The organism is Anaerobacillus sp. 63XJN7_5_ISO-PGPR-S23-430 (assembly GCF_056173695.1).
The window spans coordinates 2,329,422-2,348,283 of sequence record NZ_CM149686.1 but is presented as its reverse complement, the minus strand read 5'-3'; the positions used below and the strand labels follow the sequence as shown (position 1 = coordinate 2,348,283).

General features: G+C 39.9%; 15 protein-coding genes. 14 read left to right on the top strand and 1 reads right to left on the bottom strand.

Going from position 1 to position 18,862, the window contains the following annotated elements:
* Nucleotides 1-181: 181 nt before the first annotated feature.
* From xylA to AC0VYJ_RS12345, 6 genes are all read left to right on the top strand, one after another.
* Nucleotides 182-1,513: a xylose isomerase gene (gene xylA, locus AC0VYJ_RS12370; RefSeq protein ID WP_475365315.1), complete on the top strand. Its 1,332-nt coding sequence runs from the start codon at nt 182-184 to the stop codon at nt 1,511-1,513.
* A 50-nt stretch (nt 1,514-1,563) separates the two neighbouring features.
* Nucleotides 1,564-3,051: a xylulokinase gene (gene xylB / locus AC0VYJ_RS12365; RefSeq protein ID WP_475365314.1), complete on the top strand. Its 1,488-nt coding sequence runs from the start codon at nt 1,564-1,566 to the stop codon at nt 3,049-3,051.
* Between the two features lie 1,173 nt (nt 3,052-4,224).
* On the top strand, nt 4,225-4,917 hold the full coding sequence (locus AC0VYJ_RS12360; protein ID WP_194221836.1) for a MerR family transcriptional regulator: 693 nt from the start codon (nt 4,225-4,227) through the stop codon (nt 4,915-4,917).
* A gap of 45 nt (nt 4,918-4,962) precedes the next feature.
* Nucleotides 4,963-5,451, top strand: a complete 489-nt coding sequence (locus AC0VYJ_RS12355; protein WP_194221835.1) for a hypothetical protein — start codon at nt 4,963-4,965, stop codon at nt 5,449-5,451.
* 114 nt (nt 5,452-5,565) lie between these two features.
* On the top strand, nt 5,566-6,102 hold the full coding sequence (locus tag AC0VYJ_RS12350) for a hypothetical protein (protein WP_475365313.1): 537 nt from the start codon (nt 5,566-5,568) through the stop codon (nt 6,100-6,102).
* 241 nt (nt 6,103-6,343) lie between these two features.
* The gene (locus AC0VYJ_RS12345) at nt 6,344-7,834 is read left to right on the top strand and encodes a helix-turn-helix domain-containing protein (RefSeq protein ID WP_475365312.1); all 1,491 of its coding nucleotides are present in this window, start codon (nt 6,344-6,346) and stop codon (nt 7,832-7,834) included.
* A 79-nt stretch (nt 7,835-7,913) separates the two neighbouring features.
* Here the strand turns inward: AC0VYJ_RS12345 and AC0VYJ_RS12340 are convergent, their stop codons facing one another.
* Nucleotides 7,914-8,804, bottom strand: coding sequence for a fructose bisphosphate aldolase (locus tag AC0VYJ_RS12340; protein ID WP_475365311.1), 891 nt, complete (start codon nt 8,802-8,804; stop codon nt 7,914-7,916).
* A gap of 387 nt (nt 8,805-9,191) precedes the next feature.
* Between AC0VYJ_RS12340 and hutU the strand changes: the two genes are divergently transcribed.
* The 8 genes from hutU to AC0VYJ_RS12300 all read left to right on the top strand — a co-directional run bounded on the left by hutU (nt 9,192) and on the right by AC0VYJ_RS12300 (nt 18,586).
* The gene (hutU, locus tag AC0VYJ_RS12335) at nt 9,192-10,859 is read left to right on the top strand and encodes a urocanate hydratase (protein ID WP_475365310.1); all 1,668 of its coding nucleotides are present in this window, start codon (nt 9,192-9,194) and stop codon (nt 10,857-10,859) included.
* 13 nt (nt 10,860-10,872) lie between these two features.
* On the top strand, nt 10,873-12,147 hold the full coding sequence (gene hutI, locus AC0VYJ_RS12330) for an imidazolonepropionase (protein WP_475365309.1): 1,275 nt from the start codon (nt 10,873-10,875) through the stop codon (nt 12,145-12,147).
* Nucleotides 12,144-13,130, top strand: coding sequence for an agmatinase family protein (locus AC0VYJ_RS12325; protein WP_430242923.1), 987 nt, complete (start codon nt 12,144-12,146; stop codon nt 13,128-13,130). The genes hutI and AC0VYJ_RS12325 overlap by 4 nt, the downstream gene beginning before the upstream one ends.
* 101 nt (nt 13,131-13,231) lie before the next feature.
* Nucleotides 13,232-13,672: a hut operon transcriptional regulator HutP gene (gene hutP / locus AC0VYJ_RS12320; protein ID WP_226613503.1), complete on the top strand. Its 441-nt coding sequence runs from the start codon at nt 13,232-13,234 to the stop codon at nt 13,670-13,672.
* A gap of 105 nt (nt 13,673-13,777) precedes the next feature.
* Nucleotides 13,778-15,295: a histidine ammonia-lyase gene (gene hutH / locus AC0VYJ_RS12315; protein WP_475365308.1), complete on the top strand. Its 1,518-nt coding sequence runs from the start codon at nt 13,778-13,780 to the stop codon at nt 15,293-15,295.
* 151 nt (nt 15,296-15,446) lie between these two features.
* On the top strand, nt 15,447-15,713 hold the full coding sequence (locus tag AC0VYJ_RS12310) for a hypothetical protein (RefSeq protein ID WP_430242918.1): 267 nt from the start codon (nt 15,447-15,449) through the stop codon (nt 15,711-15,713).
* Nucleotides 15,714-15,900: 187 nt separating this feature from the next.
* Nucleotides 15,901-16,440, top strand: coding sequence for a DUF6241 domain-containing protein (locus AC0VYJ_RS12305; protein WP_475365307.1), 540 nt, complete (start codon nt 15,901-15,903; stop codon nt 16,438-16,440).
* An 82-nt stretch (nt 16,441-16,522) separates the two neighbouring features.
* Complete coding sequence (locus AC0VYJ_RS12300) at nt 16,523-18,586, top strand: thioredoxin domain-containing protein (protein ID WP_475365306.1); 2,064 nt, start codon at nt 16,523-16,525, stop codon at nt 18,584-18,586.
* Nucleotides 18,587-18,862: the final 276 nt, after the last annotated feature.

Here is an 18,862-nt window from a genome sequence, read left to right as displayed (position 1 = left end):
GGTGCTATACTTTTGGGTGAAAGCAGTTACATAAAGTCATTAGAAACTAGATAAGTTTAAAGGATTTTTTTACTGTAGGTGACACCATGTTCTCTGCTTTACATCATGAAGTTCTTATCCAGTAACAGGTAGGGTAAGTGTACGCATTGGTTAGCTAATTTTATTTGAGGAGGAGATTATTTTGGGTTATTTTAACAACATTAATCGTATTCAGTATGAGGGAGCACAATCCACAAACCCGTTTGCATTCAAATATTACAACCCGAATGAAAAAATTGGTCATAAAACGATGAAAGAACATCTTCGTTTTTCGGTTGCTTACTGGCATACATTCACTGCAGATGGTGCTGATCCATTTGGTGCCGGCACGATGATACGTCCATGGAGTGAATACAGCGGTATGGATCAAGCAAAAGCAAGGGTCGAAGCTGCATTTGAACTGTTTGATAAGCTAGATGCGCCATTTTTCTGTTTTCATGACGTAGATATAGCTCCTGAAGGAGAAACACTTAAAGAGTCATATAATAACCTCGATACCATCGTTAAGATGATAAAAGACTACATGAAAACAAGCTCTACAAAGCTGTTGTGGAATACGGCAAACATGTTCACCCATCCGCGATTCACTCACGGAGCTGCGACCACCTCTGAAGCAGACGTGTTTGCTTATGCAGCAGCAAAAGTGAAGAAAGGACTGGAAGTTGGGAAAGAGCTTGGCGCAGAGAATTATGTATTCTGGGGTGGACGTGAAGGATATGAAACTTTGCTTAACACAGATATGAAGCTTGAACTAGACAACCTAGCACGCTTTTTCCACATGGCGCTTGATTATGCAAACGAAATTAATTTTACCGGACAATTTCTTATTGAACCGAAACCAAAAGAACCATCAAAGCATCAATATGATTTTGATGTAGCTACATCTCTATCATTTCTTCAAAAATATGATTTGCAGAACCATTTTAAATTCAATATCGAAGCGAATCATGCGACGTTGGCAGGTCACACGTTTGAACACGAACTCCATACCGCTCGAATAAATGGCATGCTAGGATCTGTGGATGCTAATCAAGGTGATACGCTTCTTGGGTGGGATACTGATGAATTCCCAACGGATTTGTACGCTACTACTCTCGCAATGTATGAGATATTAAAAAATGATGGACTTGGAAAAGGTGGCTTGAACTTTGATGCTAAGGTTCGTCGGAACTCCTTCGATCCTGACGATCTTTTCCACGCCCATATTGCTGGGATGGATAGCTTTGCAATTGGATTAAAGGCGGCTCATCAAATGTTAGAGGATCGAATTCTTGAGAATTTTATTTCGGATCGCTATCGTAGTTTCTCAGAAGGTATTGGGAAAGAAATTATCGAAGGAAAGACGGACTTTCATAAGCTCGAGAAATATGCTTTAGGACTTAATGAAATTGAGACAAAATCAGGACGTATGGAAAAACTAAAAGGTGAGATTAACTCATATTTACTAAATGCTTTTTCAAATGTTCGTGTATAAGTTAAAGAATGAAACTTATAGTAAATGGTTGAGGGAAAGGAGGAAGCACCATGAGCTATGTTATTGGAGTCGATCTAGGCACAAGTGCAGTCAAAGTCATCGCTGTAGATCGAACTGGGCAAGTTCAAGCAGAAGTATCAAAGACATATCCGCTTCATCAACCGAAGTCTGGATACAGCGAGCAAAACCCTGACGATTGGGTGGAACAAACCCTTCATGCTTTGGAGGAGATTACCCGACAACTTCCTTCCTCGGCAATTATTGAAGGAATGAGTTTCTCTGGGCAAATGCATGGGCTTGTATTACTGGATCAAGATAATAAGCCTCTTCGGCAGGCCATTCTCTGGAATGATACAAGAACTACTGAACAATGCCGAACGATTGAGAAACTTGTGGGGGAAAAGAGGTTGCTTGAAATCACCCATAACCCTGCGCTCGAAGGATTTACACTTCCTAAATTACTTTGGGTGAAAGAGAATGAACCAGATTTATACGCTAGAACTAAGGTTTTCCTCCTTCCAAAAGATTATGTACGTTATCGTTTAACAGGCGAGCTCCAGATGGAGTATTCCGATGCAGCCGGGACCTTGATGATGGATATTAGTGGGCATAAATGGAGTGAAGAAGTCACTTCCAAGACTAACATCAGTCTATCCCTATGCCCACCGTTGATTGAATCTACTGCCAAAGTCGGTAATATAACAAAGGGATTAGTGAAAGGCTTGGATAATGTAGAAATCTTTGCTGGTGGTGCTGACAATGCATGCGGGGCTATTGGAGCTGGGATTCTTAGAAATGGTAAAACACTCTGTAGTATTGGAACTTCTGGCATCATTTTGTCATATGAAGATCGCAATCAGCTTGATTTTAACGGCAAGGTTCACTTTTTTAATCATAGTAAGCCGGGTGCTTATTATACAATGGGGGTCACGCTTTCCGCAGGTCAGAGTCTGAACTGGTTTCGAGACCAATTTGCCGAAGGAGTGCCATTCGATGAATTGCTTTCTTCTATCGACAATATCCCTGCAGGTGCGAATGGATTGCTCTTTACGCCATATTTGGCCGGAGAGAGAACGCCGCATGCGGATTCATCCATACGAGGCAGTTTTATCGGAATGGATGCTTCACACACTAGAACTCATTTTGTAAAAGCAGTATTAGAAGGGGTCACTTTTTCGTTGAAGGAGTCACTTTCTATTTTTAGAGAAAATGGAAAAGACATTCAAGAAATTGTTTCTATTGGTGGTGGGGCAAAGAATGATTCCTGGCTACAAATGCAGGCGGACATTTTTGATGCTACTGTTGTAAAGCATGAGAGTGAAGAGGGGCCAGCCCTTGGGGCGGCGATGCTAGCAGCTGTGGGTTGTAACTGGTTTTCTACACTTGAATCCTGCAGTGATTCCTTTATAAAAGTGAAAGAACGTTTCACTCCGAATCAAGCTAATGTAAAAGCATATAAAAAAATGTTTTCGATTTATCAATCCGTATATGTTCAGACAAAAGATTTGAGTGAGCAGTTAAAATCAATTCGTCAATAAAAAATGAGTATGAGTAAACATTAGCTTGAATTGAATAAAAAAAAGGGCCCGTTCATCAGTATTGGATAAACGGGCCCTTTTTTTGCAGAGTTTGTTCCTATTCTAGTTAGCTTTTTGGGAATTATGCTGGTGGATTTAAGAAAGTGGAACTTTAGGGATTATCTAGGTGAAGATAAGCTAGGAACCCATTTCTAATAAATACAATTCCAACACCAATTGGCTATTTATCGTTCAAATTGTATTTTAGGAGCTCTATCATATTTGTTGTGGTTTAAGAAAATAGGACATAAAAATACTCGCAAGCTATTTACTTTTAGTTGAAAGATTATGAAAAAGTTTTGAGGAAAGTGAGGCGTATCCTTGTCTATAGCCCCCTTCTAATGATTGCATCTGTCTAGTCTTATTTAATCGCATATCCGCTGGGATATTCACCGCTCGGTTACGCAGGGCTAGAAGCAAAAGAGGATACGCTAGTTCTACAATCTCATAACGTCTTGGGGCTGAAAGAGGATAGAATTACCTATGAACCACAAAAAGGTGAGGAATGGAAGGTTGAACTTCTTAAAGATCTGGTCAATCAACAACAGACTCAATACCCCTTCTTCTTCATCCCTATCATGGTGGCGATATTCTGGGGAGGATTCGAGCTTCTTAGATAAAAATCACAGAAGAGAGTTCTGTTCCAAGGTTTCCTATATGTTCTTGTTCCAGCATTATCATTAATTGGACACTTGAATGATATAAAAGATATTCTTCAGAACTCTGCCTAAAATGTCTACTAAGGGTTTCTTAGTACCTTCATCTTTTTTACACGAGTATAAAATCAACCTATTATTTATGAAAGACGACACCTGATCCACTAAGGATTTAAGTGTCGTCTTTCTTTTGGATAAGGTCCACTAGTCAATTCTGCTACATCATATACAACGAATTTAAGCAACTAACAAAACAAACTTAATGTCGATATCTTTCTCTGAAGGAAAAATGGTGTCATGATTCGTCCAATGCTGTTAAACCGTTTCAAAACATTACAACAAACGGGGAGGGTTTGGTAGATTAGCGCTATATTTAAGAGTCTCTGTCTGTTGATAAGAACCTTTGTCATCTGGCAGGAAAACTGGTGTAGAGGTATGGAATAACTCATTATAAAATCAACGGGGAGGAATGATGAAGATGAATAATACTTTGATGATTTCCAGGGTGGCTTCCATGTTGAACGTGTCTCGTCATACACTGAAATTATGGGAAGAGCAATTTGCTCCGTTTTTAACTATACCACGTGATGAAAACAACGCTCGGACGTATACAATTGGCGATATTGAAGTGCTTCAATTAATTAAAAATATGAAGGAAAGCCATGCCGAAGATGAGGTCATTATTAATGCATTGGATCAACAAGGAAAAGGAATTGAAAATACTCCTGAACCGATTAACAATCCTGCTGATCAGACTGATATTCAATCATCTCTCTCAAAAATTGTCTCCTTTGTTGAATCTGATGAAGTGAAGAAACTACTGAAAATCGATGAAACGGTTAAACGGTTGGAGAAGGATATTGTCCATCAGGTTCATGAAATTGTTCATGAAGAAATAGCGACTGCATCAGATGCTCATGCAACTATTAATCAAATGGAACTCAATTCTATCGGTAAAAAAATCGATAATCTTGCTGATATTTCAGTCGATGAGCGTGAGTTTTATCAATTTGAGGTGACAAAAGAAAGAAAAATTGCTGAAGATCATATGTCAGCTCGAGAAGAAAGACTGATGGCGGTGGTGCAGGATCGCTTCCGTGATGAAAGTAGATCACATGATCCTAAATGGGGCGTAACGAAAATTAAAAATATATTCGGATTTGCGAAATAAGGAATTGTAATAGAGTAGAGAGAAATCCGAATGGGGGAAGATGAAATGGATCAGGTTAAGGTGATGTTTTCCATACTCAGTCTCCTCGTCGCTGCTACATTTGCGGCTCTCTATATTTATATTTTCTCACTGCATACCGAAGTGAATGGTACAAAAGTGAAAGCGAATGATCAAGTGGTATCTGCTGCATCATTCCCGGCCGAATATAAACAAGTGGAAGAGTTTGTCGGAGATTTTCATGCTTTTTACAATCGAACAACAGGCTATGGCATGATTGATCGTCCGATGGACATAGAAGCCCAACAAGTTCAAGCGGATGCTGCTGTAGCTTATATTAATGTGTTTTTAGAAATTGGTGTAGATCATGACGATCTTAAGAAGGACTTAATGGCGATTAAGGCTCTTGCTAGTATAGAGATTACGACGTCAGAGGTTCGAGAAATTCATAGGTATTTTCATGATCTTGATAAAGCGCTGAACAACTACGACCACGAAGATACCTTTGGTGTCACCGTTACTTTAGGAGATCAATAAGATGAACCATTCCACTCATGCCGTATAGCCAAAAGCGATATCGATTAGCTTATGAGATATCGCTTTTGTTGCGTTAAAGATCAGTTTCATCATAATAAGGGAGGCTATGTCTTGATGAATACCAGACTAAGATTCATCATACTTGGTCTAGCGACACTAGGTAGCTTGGCCCTTACCATTTATGCCCTATTTTCCATAAACGAAAATGTGCAAACTTCAAGTAAGGAACTTGTATCGTCGGTTTTGGAGGATAGACAAGTTTATTCGAAGGAAGAAATGAAGGATATTGCCTCTCTTCTTCCTGAAAAGACAGATTTGGAAAACGTGAATGCATTTATTGCAGCGAATCATGCCTATTACAATCAGACAACAGGATTTGGAGAAATATCAAATTTGAATATAAATGATCAAACCGATAAAGCTATTGAAATCGTTTCTTATATAAATTTCTATGCAAACAATGAGGACAAGGATCTTGAAAGAGACCTTCAGGAGATCAAATCCATCGCGCTTCGTTACGTTGAGCATGCAAGTCAAAAGGATGTGCAAATGCTACATCGCTATTTCCATGACCTCGATATTGGGTTAAATGGCTACGGAGCATACGATAAAGTATGGGGTGTTACTGCTGTACTTGGTAAAGGTGAATGAAGAAGTCTTAAACTTATAATGAAGAATAAGAAGGATTGCTAAATGACTAGCATGTCCTTTTTTGTTTTGTCATAAAAGAGTTTATATGAATGATGAAAAAACATTGTGATATGTGCATTATTTTGACAAAATGAATGATAAAGAAAGTTGAAATAAGTGAATTTTTTAACAAAGGATAATCCGCTGATGATGTAAGGTAGATTAAACGAAATGGTAAGTAAAAAGTAGGTGAGAAAGATCTATGTACAAACTATTAATTTCAGACCGTGATTCACGAGAACTGAGCGGATTAGAATGGTTAATTTCAAAGTATTCCTTTCCTATTTCCTTATTCATAACTGCGAACCATCTAACAGAAGTGATGACTATGTTAGAAAGGGAATTACCAGATGTGGTTTTCATTGAATTAGATATGATCCCCAGGGGGAAGTGGGGTCTTATGAAAACTTTTATTAACCGGTATGCAGGTGAAGTTATTGCTGTGACGGCAGAACCAACGTTTGAACGGGCAAAAGAAGCGATTGAAATCGGTGCAATAGACTTAATCGTGAAACCGCTTTCTCCCCTAGAGGTGAAAACATCTCTGCAAAAAGCCTTTCGTAATGCTAAAGCGGTAAATAAGACACTGTTAGGAGGAGAGGCATACGAAAGAGTTTGGTATAAATCATTGTTTATTGATGATCAAGTAAACCATCACTTTCCAGTATATTTAATGAAGTTAGAAAAAAGCGATTATCTTGAGGAGTTGCGTCAGTTTATAGATCAATTTGATTTTTATAACAAGCCCCTTGTCTTTTCAACCAGTGATCGAATCGTGGTTGTATTTGAGAATGCCATTCCAGATTCAAATAGTCAGGCACAGCGCTTCTTACGGGAGTGGGAGCAGTTGAATGAATCGTCCCTCGTAATAGCGGTGCATCATGGGAAGTCAGATCTGTCACTACACCAAATTTATATGAAGTTAAAGAAAGTTATGGAAATGGTGTTCTTCACTGGCTACCAACAAATTCTTCGTGCTGATCAAGATGAAGCCTGGGAGGAGATAGATCCATTTTTGACGATTACAGAACAGCGGAAGTGGGTTTTCATGCTTGATGAATCTTGTGTAGATGAAATGAAAAAGTGGATGTATGAGCAATTTTATGGAATGGAACCTCCATATCCAGACCCAGGATTGCTTCGAACACGTTTAACAAGCATTCTTGCTCAAATTCGAAGATTTATGGTTCGAAAAGGGTTGACGGATGTCCGTAATGAAACTTTGTATAAAGAAGTGTTTGAATCGATATTATATAGTTCTGTACTCTACCGAATTGTACAGGACTTAATATTATTCATCACACAACTTCTTCATCAATTAGCCGATAACCCACCTTTAAAAAGAAATATCATTGAGGAAACGCTCGCTTACATTGATGATCATTCCAATGATCCTAATCTATCATTAGAAGAAGTAGCTAATCATGTCCTTCGCAATCCAGCTTACCTAAGCCATACATTAACACAAAAATATGGACGGTCGTTTCGTGAAATATTAACGTATACCCGTATTCAAAAAGCAAAAGAGTTGCTCATGACTACACAAGAAACTATTCAATTCATTGCGCGTGAATCAGGATTTAAGAGCCCGAACTATTTTAGTCGAGTTTTTAAAGAAGTCGCAGGGCAAACTCCAGGAGAGTATCGACGGTTTCAGTCGAATGAACCGAAAGTCAAGAAATTCTCCACATAACAAACGGGTGCGAATACATTCTCGTATTCGCACCCGTTTCATATTGATAAAAGAAATACACTACTATATCTTCTTGTTACTATTTTTTATTAACTGAAGCATCATAAATGGAATCAACCGCACTTTGCAACGCTTCATTAAATTCTGCATCAGACTGATTCGCATTTAAATCAGCTGCTAATGCTCTCGAAAAGCTTGCAATCAGACCATCATTTTCTTTCAGTTTTTCATTGGCTTCATCACGAGAATAGCCGCCTGAAAGTGCTACAACGCGAAGAACGCGTGGATGTTCAATCAATTCTTTGTAAGCATTTGCTCGCGTTGGAATTGAAAGCTTTAGCATGACATTTTGATCTTCAGATAAATCATTGAGTTGCTTCAAAATTTCATCTCGCAAAATCTCTTCAGATTTCTCTTTGCTTTCACTATGAATATTAACTTCTGGTTCAATAATTGGCATAATATCAGTCGCTAAAATTCGTTTGGCGATTTCAAACTGCTGATCTACGACTGCTTTAATGCCACTTGGATTAGGCTCATGGATGACAGAGCGCATTTTAGTTCCAAAAATCTTTCGCTCAGATGCACGACCTAGCGTCTCATCTAAATCATGAATTGGTTTCATAAGCTGTACGCCATTCTCTTGATCTGCTAGTCCTTTATCCACTTTTAGGAAAGGAACGATCCCTTTGTCTGCAAGAAAGTCTGCTGTATACTTTCCTTCGATTTCGCGGTCCATTGTTTGTTCGAATAAGATAGCGCCTAGAATTTGGTCTCCACTAAAAGCGGGTGAAGTAATAATTCTTGTACGCATCTGATGTACTCGGTCAAACATTTCATCTTCGTTAGAGTAGGAATCTTCAGGAACGCCATATTCTGCGAGCGCCTTAGGAGTACTACCACCACTTTGGTCTAACGCTGCGATAAATCCTTTTCCGTTCTTGGTTTTGTCAAATTGACTGTTATTCATGTTCTCCACTCCTTTTTGATTCTAAACTTTAATAAAGCAACCACCTATACTCTTCCCAATATTACGTCATACATAACACGGAATTTCTTAGATAACAGAATACTAATAAAACCGATATAAAATATCGCTTTTTCTATTTTCATAGACGTTCTTAAACAGATGGTTCCCTACATTCATGAAACTTACCCGACTCGGGTTACTTTTAATCATGTGATGGAAATAGCTTAATTACTCTTTATAAAATAATTACTATTCGTTTTGATAGCAGCTTAAACTGATATCGTTTTTTATAAATAATGTGCTATTATTCGAAAATTGGTCATCTATTTCCATAGTGATTGTCATGCTACGATTTCAATATGAACGCATTTCGAAAGGATGGGGAGTATGTCGGATATCAAATCAAAGAGAGTGACGCAGTATAGAGGCACAGAGCTTCATACAAAAGGCTGGGTTCAGGAGGCAGCTTTACGGATGCTTAGTAATAATCTACATTCTGATGTGGCAGAAAATCCAGATGAACTTGTTGTATATGGAGGAATAGGAAAAGCGGCACGTAACTGGGATTGTTATGAGGCGATCGTGAATTCGTTAAAAGTGTTGGAAAATGATGAAACGTTGTTAATACAGTCTGGAAAGCCGGTTGCTGTTTTCAGAACTCATAAAGATGCTCCGAAGGTATTAATTGCTAACTCTAATTTAGTTCCGGCATGGGCCAATTGGGAGCACTTTCATGAGCTTGATCGAAAAGGGTTAATGATGTATGGCCAGATGACGGCTGGCAGCTGGATCTACATTGGAAGTCAGGGAATTGTACAGGGGACATATGAGACGTTTGGTGAATGCGCCAAACAGCATTTCAATGGAACTTTAAAGAATACGATTACCCTAACAGCTGGCTTAGGCGGGATGGGGGCTGCTCAACCGCTAGCTGTAACTCTTAATGGTGGCGTTTGTATTGCGATAGAAATGGATTCAAAGCGAATGGAGCGGAGAATTGAAACAAACTATCTTGATACTTCTACTAATAGTCTTGCTAAAGCGATTGAAATGGCGAAGAATGCAAGTGACAAAGGAGAAGCGCTTTCGATTGGTTTACTTGGTAATGCAGCAGAGATGTTACCTAAAATGATCGAAAAGGGTTTTATTCCAGATATTCTAACAGATCAGACTTCGGCACATGATCCCCTTAATGGATATATTCCAGTGAAATTAGATCTAATAGAAGCGAATAAGTTAAGGATAGAAAATCCAGTCCAATATAATAAGCTGGCAAAGAAAAGTATCGCTACACACGTTCAAGCTATGCTTGATATGCAAAAACTCGGAGCCATCACCTTTGATTATGGAAATAACATTCGTCAAGTGGCAAAAGACGAAGGGATTCAAAATGCATTCGATTTTCCAGGTTTTGTACCGGCTTATATTCGCCCGCAATTTTGTGAAGGAAAGGGTCCATTTCGCTGGGTAGCTTTGTCGGGAAATCCAGAAGATATTTATAAAACAGATGAAGTGATTTTAAAAGAGTTTAGTCATAATGAACACTTGTGCAATTGGATTCGAATGGCAAGGAAGAAAATTAGTTTCCAGGGACTTCCCTCACGTATTTGTTGGCTCGGCTATGGAGAACGAGCTAAATTCGGAAAAATTATAAATGATATGGTAGCGAGCGGAGAATTGAGTGCACCAATTGTGATTGGACGTGATCATCTTGACTCTGGCTCTGTAGCTTCACCAAATCGAGAAACAGAAGCCATGAAAGATGGAAGCGATGCTGTAGCCGACTGGCCCATTTTGAATGCCATGATTAATAGTGTAGGTGGAGCAAGTTGGGTCAGCGTTCACCACGGTGGCGGTGTTGGAATGGGATATTCTCTCCATGCAGGGATGGTCATTGTAGCAGATGGCACAAAAGAAGCGGAAAAACGTCTTGAACGTGTGTTAACAACTGATCCTGGTATGGGTGTCATTCGACACGTTGACGCGGGGTATGAACTAGCAAGGAAAACAGCAGAAGAGAAAGGTATTCAAGTCCCGATGCTACGAAAGAAATAGGAGGTGGATGGTAATGACAAAGCGACTATTAATAAAGAATGCGGCCCAGCTAATTACGATGGAAGGTTATTCCAATCATCCTGCTAGAAAAGAAGAAATGTCGCAAATTGGAATGATTGAAGATGGTGCGGTTTATATGGAAAATGGAATTATTATTGAAGTAGGACCAAGCGCCGACATAGTTAATAAGTATCAAGATTCTATTCATGCGTCAGAGATCATCGATGCAACAGGGAAAGTGGTAACGCCAGGACTGATAGACCCTCATACGCATTTAGTTCATGCAGGGACGAGAGAAAATGAATATGCGATGCGATTACATGGGAAGACGTATATGGAAATCATGGAAGCAGGCGGGGGGATTCATGCAACAACTCGCGCGACCCAAGAAGCGAGTCATGAAGAACTTTTCGAACAGTCTAAAAAACGCTTGAACAAATTTTTGTTACACGGTGTGACAACACTTGAGGCCAAAAGTGGTTACGGGCTAACGCTAGATCATGAAATAAAGCAATTAGAGGTAGCTAAACTATTAAATGAGTCGCATCCTATAGATATCGTTTCAACCTTTATGGGTGCTCATGCTGTTCCTTTATCAGAGAAAAGCGATCCTGAAAAATTCGTCTCGAAAGTGATCACTGAAATGATCCCTGAAATAGCAAAGCGGAAGTTGGCTACTTTTAATGATGTTTTTTGTGAACGGGGTGTTTTCACACCGGATCAATCAAAGCGAATCCTTGAAGCAGGTAAAGCTCATGGACTAATTCCCAAAATTCATGCAGATGAAATTGAACCTTATGGCGGAGCGGAACTAGCTGCATCCGTTGGGGCCATTTCAGCAGATCACCTTCTCAGAGCATCGGATCAGGGGATAAAGGACATGACAGACGCTGGAGTTATTGGCGTATTACTTCCAGGAACAGCATTTTTCTTAATGGCTGATTTTGCAGAGGGGAGAAAAATGATTGATGCAGGAATAGCCATTGCGTTATCTACTGATGCGAATCCAGGGTCATCTCCCACACTTTCTCTCCCATTTATTATGAACTTAGGCTGTTTGAAAATGGGATTGACACCTGAAGAAGTGTTGACTGCGACTACAATCAATGCAGCCCATGCAATTGGTTGTGCAGATGTGGCTGGAAGTCTTGAGTTTGGAAAAAAAGCAGATTTCACAATATTTGATGTTCCGAATTATCTAACTCTCTCCTATCAATATGGAATGAATCATGTCGATACCGTCATTAAAGGGGGAGTGCCACTCGTAGTAGGAGGCTACCTGCAATGAACGATTATCCATACCCAATGTTAAATCGCCCTAGTATGATTTGGTCTAAGCAAACAGATAAACGAGTTGATCTAAAAGTCCATGAATGGATTGAGACAATAGGGGAGAGGAAACCACACTGGGAGGAATATGACGTTACCATTCTCGGGGTACCTTTATCTAAATCGTCTATTAGTACGTCTGCTGCTAGTGAAAATCCTGATGCCATGCGAAGAGCTTGGCGGGCATTTGGCACTTATAACCTTGACGAAGAGGTTGATCTAGCTCGTATAAAAGCAATAGACCTTGGAGATGTCAAGCAGCATGTGACGGATATCAGGTACACACACCAGCAAATTCAGCAAGCGATGGTAGCTATGAGAGAACACCATCCACATACTATACCGTTAATGATGGGTGGGGATCATTCGATTACTGCTATGTTAATTAAAGGCTGGAAGCAAGTTCATAACAACGAAACGATTGGCATTTTACAATTGGATACGCACTTTGATTTACGTGATTTAGCACATATCGGTCCAGCAAATGGAACGCCGATTCGTCAATTAGTAGAAAGTCACACAGTTGAAGGAAAGCATGTTCATACGATCGGATTGCATGGTTTTTTTAATAGTCACGAGTTGAAGAATTATGCTGATCAACACGGCGTTCACTACACTACGATGAAGAAGGTAAGAAAAAACGGGATTCGCCACATTGTGACGGATGCCTTAGCTCAATTAGAAAAAGTGGTTGATACGATTTATTTAACGGTTGATATGGACGTCCTTGATATCGCTTATAACCCGGCAGCACCAGCAGCAACGCCTGGTGGTATGAGTACGGAAGAGCTGTTTGAGGCTGTTCAGTTAGCTGGTGAGCATTCGAAAGTAAAAGCAATGGACATTGTGTGCCTTGATCCCAGAAAAGATGTAGGGGAGATGGGGGTGAAAAGCGCCGTTCATACGATGCTCTCATTTTTAACAGGCGTTTGCAGAAGATAAGGAATATGATCCAAACTAAATCATCTTGACCGCACGTGTTGGTAGCGCTTACAATTAAGTGAGATATTAGTGAATAGTAGAATGATAGACAGGTGAGAGTATTGGCACAAAAAATTTTGATTGGAAAATTAGCGATGCTTGTAGCTTCTTTAACTCCTGAAGAGTTAGAACCATTTTTAGCTCAGCTAAAAGATGTTGATTACTGTCAGGGAAAGTCAGGATCTATGAGCATGCAAAAAGTAATATCAGCTGTCGAAACATCCGCAAAAAGGAATAATATTATTTCGGAAGACCTCTATCGAGAAACGCATGCGTTGTATCACGCCATCTTAGAAGCATTAGAAGGGGTCATGCGGGGGCAAATTGGAGCAGGTGACATGATGAGGACTGTAGGCTTGCGTTTTGCAATAGTACGCGGCTCTCCTTATGAGCATTATGACGAAGGTGAGTGGCTTGCGGTAGCTTTCTATGGAACAATTGGTGCTCCGGTGAAAGGTCTTGAACATGAAACGTTTGGACTAGGAATAAATCATATAGGTTAAAAGCTGCCTAAAGTCATTAGCGATGAGGAGGCGGCAATGGAACAGTCTGTTCCATTGTCGTCTCTTTTTTTATGGCGATCAAATTACTGAAAGAAGGGGATCGACATGATTCAATTAAACGGAACTAATTTAACATTAATCGAAATGAAACAACTTATTTATGGTGGAGAACAGATTACGATTGATCCAGTCAGCATGAATAAAGTGAAGCGGAGCAGAGAGGCTGTAGAACGGATTGTCGCTAGTGGAAAGACTGTATATGGGATCAATACAGGCTTCGGTAAATTTAGCGATGTTCGTATACAGGATAAAGATGTTGATACACTTCAGCTCCATCTCATTCGTTCTCATGCGTGCGGGATAGGTGAATACTTCCCAGAATCAGTGAGTAAAGCAATGGTTGTATTAAGATTGAACGCTTTACTCAAAGGATATTCTGGCGTGCGTCCTTGTATTGTGGAGGGCCTTTGCCATCTTGCGAATGAAAATATCATTCCAGTTATACCAAGTCAAGGTTCTCTTGGTGCTTCCGGGGATCTAGCACCCCTATCTCACCTTGCGCTAGTTCTGGTAGGGGAAGGAAAAGTGCACTATAAGGGCAGCATCGTTCCTACAAAAAGTGTGTATGATGCTCTCTCTTTTCCTGCTCTTTCCTTAAAGGCAAAAGAGGGGCTTGCACTAATTAACGGTACACAGGCGATGACGGCGATGGGAGTCATTAACTATATTGAAGCAGAGCGCTTAATAAATCAGTGTGATTGGATTGGAGCAATGACGTTTGAAGCGCTTGAAGGTATAGTAGATGCCTTCCATCCAGCGATACATGAAGCGCGTGGGTATCCAGAACAAATGGAAGTTGCAGAGCGAATACGAACGCTCACAAACGATAGCAAACTCGTGACACATCAAGGAGAGAAACGAGTACAGGATGCTTACTCGCTGCGCTGTATCCCGCAAGTACATGGAGCTTCTAGACAAAGCTTAGCGTATATTAAAGAAAAACTTGAAATCGAAATGAATGCTGCAACAGATAATCCACTCATCTTAGAGGATGGACAAACGGTTGTGTCCGGAGGGAATTTTCACGGTCAGCCCATTGCAATTGCGATGGACTTCTTAAAAATAGCTGTAGCCGAAATGGCTAATATTTCGGAACGACGAGTGGAGAGGCTCGTTAATCCTCAGCTAAATGATCTCCCAGCATTTCTAAGTCCGGACCCTGGTTTGCAGTCTGGCGCCATGATCATGCAATATGCGGCTGCTTCTCTTGTATCAGAAAATAAAACGTTAGCACACCCAGCAAGTGTTGATAGCATTCCATCTTCAGCAAATCAGGAAGACCACGTAAGTATGGGGACAATAGGGGCTCGTCATGCTTATCAAATTATATTGAATGCCCAAAAGGTAGTCGGCATTGAAATGATTTGCGGGATGCAAGCATTAGAAATTCGCGGAATCTCGTTAGCTTCTGTATCAGCTCAGAAGCTTTATGAAGAAGGTCGATTAGTTGTCCCTTCCATCAAGGAAGATCGTGTTTTCTCCGAGGATATCGAAGCTCTTACAAAATGGTTAAAGACAGATCAGTTTGATTGGTCCATTAATCGTCAGTTAATTCCAGGATAAGGCGTAGCTAATCAGAGGAGAAAATAGTGAAATAAGCTAAAAAGGACAATGCCTATTAAATAGGATTGTCCTTTTCAACGTCATCTCTTAATCTTCGTAAAATTCGTGGTCCGTTTCAAAGAGAACTTCTTCCTGACAGGATACACAGTCATTGAAGCATCGTGTGAAGTCTAAAGGAAATAAACGACGACAAACGTTAGAGCAGTATCTAGAACAGCTCGGACCAGTTTGGCGACCTCTTGTGTCACTATCTCTTGACCCACATCCTCTAGATCTACGACCAGTTGCTTCACCTTCTGTTTGGTTGTTTCGTTTAACATATGTTCTAGGGTTACTTGCATTACGGCGATTTCCCATTTTAACACCTCCTGTCTCTCAATACTTTATGTCGAAAGAGCTGGACATGCTTATCCATTAGCCTAATAAAACATGCAAATATTCAAGTTTTGAATAAATTTTCAGAAAATAGTTTATTAACCTTGTATTTTTAGAAATGTATGTAAAAATAGGTATAAATGTCCTTTTTGGACTTGCGGAACGTTAAATCTAAACAATCCCTTCCCGATTTGAGAGGGATCGATTTGTTTAAGGAGTTGGAACAGTCAATGCCATCTACAAAAACATTAATCATTTCCATTTCTACTATTTTGGTCTTCATATTTGGATTCACTTACTGGTTTATTTCTGATTTAGGTTGGGATTTAAAAGAAACAACGAATGAAGCGGATACCGTTGATGAAGCGACTGGATCATCTGTTGACCCTGCGCGCTATGTAAGTGACAATGAAGAACCGATTAGCGCTGAAGGCATACCAAAGGAAAGCAAATTTCAGGATTACATTCACGGCATGACTCATCAAAAAGTGGTTGCTAAAGATAAATGGGGAATCTATCAAATTTCAGAAGAACGCATCGATAATATGTTAGAAGTATTAGAGAAAGTACAAGGTACGAATGAAGAATACAAATATCAAGATTTTTACGTTGAAACATTAGAAGAATGGGACGAGGGAGATTTTTCTAATGCGGTAGAAGTTCATAATTACATATGGGATCTAAATGGGGGAACAATTGGAAAAGCAAAAAGATTAATGACAACAGAAGAAGAGCAAAAATATATTGATCAGACATATGATAAGCGGTAATCCCGCTTATTTTTGTTTTTAGGATTATGTAGCACATTTTGATACACTGAAGATAGATAAACCAAGAGACGGAGGGTGTAACGTGAAAAATCAAGCCAATCAGCCATACGAAAATAAGTTAATTCATGAAAAATCGCCCTATTTGATTCAGCATGCTCACAATCCAGTAGACTGGTATCCATGGGGAGAAGAAGCGTTTGAAAAAGCGAAGCGGGAGGATAAGCCTGTTCTCGTTTCGATCGGGTATTCGACCTGCCATTGGTGTCATGTAATGGAAAGAGAAAGCTTTGAGGATGAGGAAACAGCAAAGCTTTTAAACGATCGATTTGTAGCGATTAAGGTCGATCGCGAAGAGCGTCCAGATATTGATTCAATATATATGAAAGTTTGTCAGGGATTAACGGGTCAGGGTGGGTGGCCATTGAACGTTTTTCTAACTTCTGATCAAAAACCATTCTACGCAGGAACGTACTTCCCGAAAGAAAGCAGATACAATATTCCTGGGTTTAAAGATGCTATTATGCAGCTTTATCAGCAATATAAGGAAAACCCTGATCGAATTACAGGAATCGGGGAGAAAATTACAGCCTCCTTGCAAGAGCGGATGAATGCAGAAGGTGGGGAATTAACAGAGGAACCTTTACATAAAGCTTTTGAGCAGATGCAAAATTCCTTTGATACCATCTTTGGTGGTTTTGGTCAGTCTCCAAAATTCCCATCACCTCATATGCTGATGTATTTACTTAGATATTATCGACAATACGATAATGATCTCGCATTAACAATGGTTACACGAACGCTTGACGCGATGGCAAAGGGCGGGATCTATGATCATGTTGGCTATGGCTTCGCAAGATATGCGGTAGATCAGGAATGGCTAGTGCCTCACTTTGAGAAGATGTTGTATGATAACGCCATGCTTGCCCTTACCTACACGGAAGCTTATCAAGTAACGGGAGAAGAACACTATAAGAAAGTCGCTTGTGATGTTCTCGAGTATGTGACGCGAGATATGACTAGTGAGCAAGGTGGCTTTTATTCCGCTGAAGACGCTGACTCAGAAGGAGAAGAGGGGAAGTTTTATGTTTGGACAGAGAGTGAGGTCCACGACATCCTTGGCGATAAGCTAGGCTCCCTATATTGCAAAGCTTATGACATCACGTCAAAAGGGAACTTTGAAGGGAAAAACATTCCTAACTTGATTCAAACCGATCTTTCAAAGGTTGCTAAATCATTTAGCATGACAGAAAAAGATGTTAATAAGCAGTTAAAAGAGGCTAGAAAGAAGCTGTATGAGGTTCGTGAAAAACGGATTCACCCCTATAAGGATGATAAGATCCTTACAAGCTGGAATATGCTTATGATTGCAGCTTTCGCTAAGGCAGGAAGGGTGTTCGCTCAACATACCTACACACAAACTGCTGAGCAATCATTCAGATTCATCGAAGAAAATCTCGTCATAGACGGTAGATTAATGGCTCGTTACCGCGATGGTGAAGTGAAATTTAAAGCATACCATGATGATTATGCTTATGGATTATGGGCATTAAACGAATTGTATGAAGCTACGTTTAAGTCAGAATACCTCGTCAAAGCGAAAAAACTGTCAGATGAGATGCACGATTTATTCTGGGACGATAGCGCTGGAGGTTTCTATCTTTACGGCCATGATGCAGATGAATTAATTGCACGACCTAAGGATGTGCATGATGGGGCGCTACCGTCTGGAAATAGTGTAGCTGTTCTTCAACTGCTTCGTTTGTCGAAGTTAACGGGGGAGGCAAAGTATGATGTGTGGGCTAACAAGATGTTTACCGCTTTTTCAGGTGATGTATCTTCGTATTCCAGTGGACACGCTTATTTCTTAATGAGTAAGCTTTATACTTTATCCTCTCCAAAAGAAGTTGTTATTGTTGGGAAAAATGGTGATACAAGCAAAGAAAAGATTGCAGAGTTTTTACAGCAGAACTTTTTCCCTGAACTTACAGTGATTAGTACTGAAGATCCTACCTTGTTAAAAGAAGCAGCTCCATTTGTAGCTGAATTTGAAAAGACAGATACGACAACGATCTATGTTTGTGAGAATTTTAGTTGTTCGCTTCCTGAGACGAATGTAGAGAAGGTAATAAAAGAATTGGATAATTAAACAAAGAAGCTACCCAGGTTGTGAGACCATGGTAGCTTCTTTGTCACTAGTAAAGTTGTCGGACGAGAAAAAGTATGGTGATGATAAATTCTCGATAGAAAGCTTCTATTGCACCCTGATTTGATATGTTTCTATTTTGAAGATGAATACGTGTACCTTAAGAGAAAAGCGTGTTCTCTTAAAGAAAGAAATGAGCTCGATTGTAATAGCATTGACGAAGGTTTTCGATTATTAGTTAGTAGGTAATGGAAAAGCTTTACTTTCAAATCAAAACGG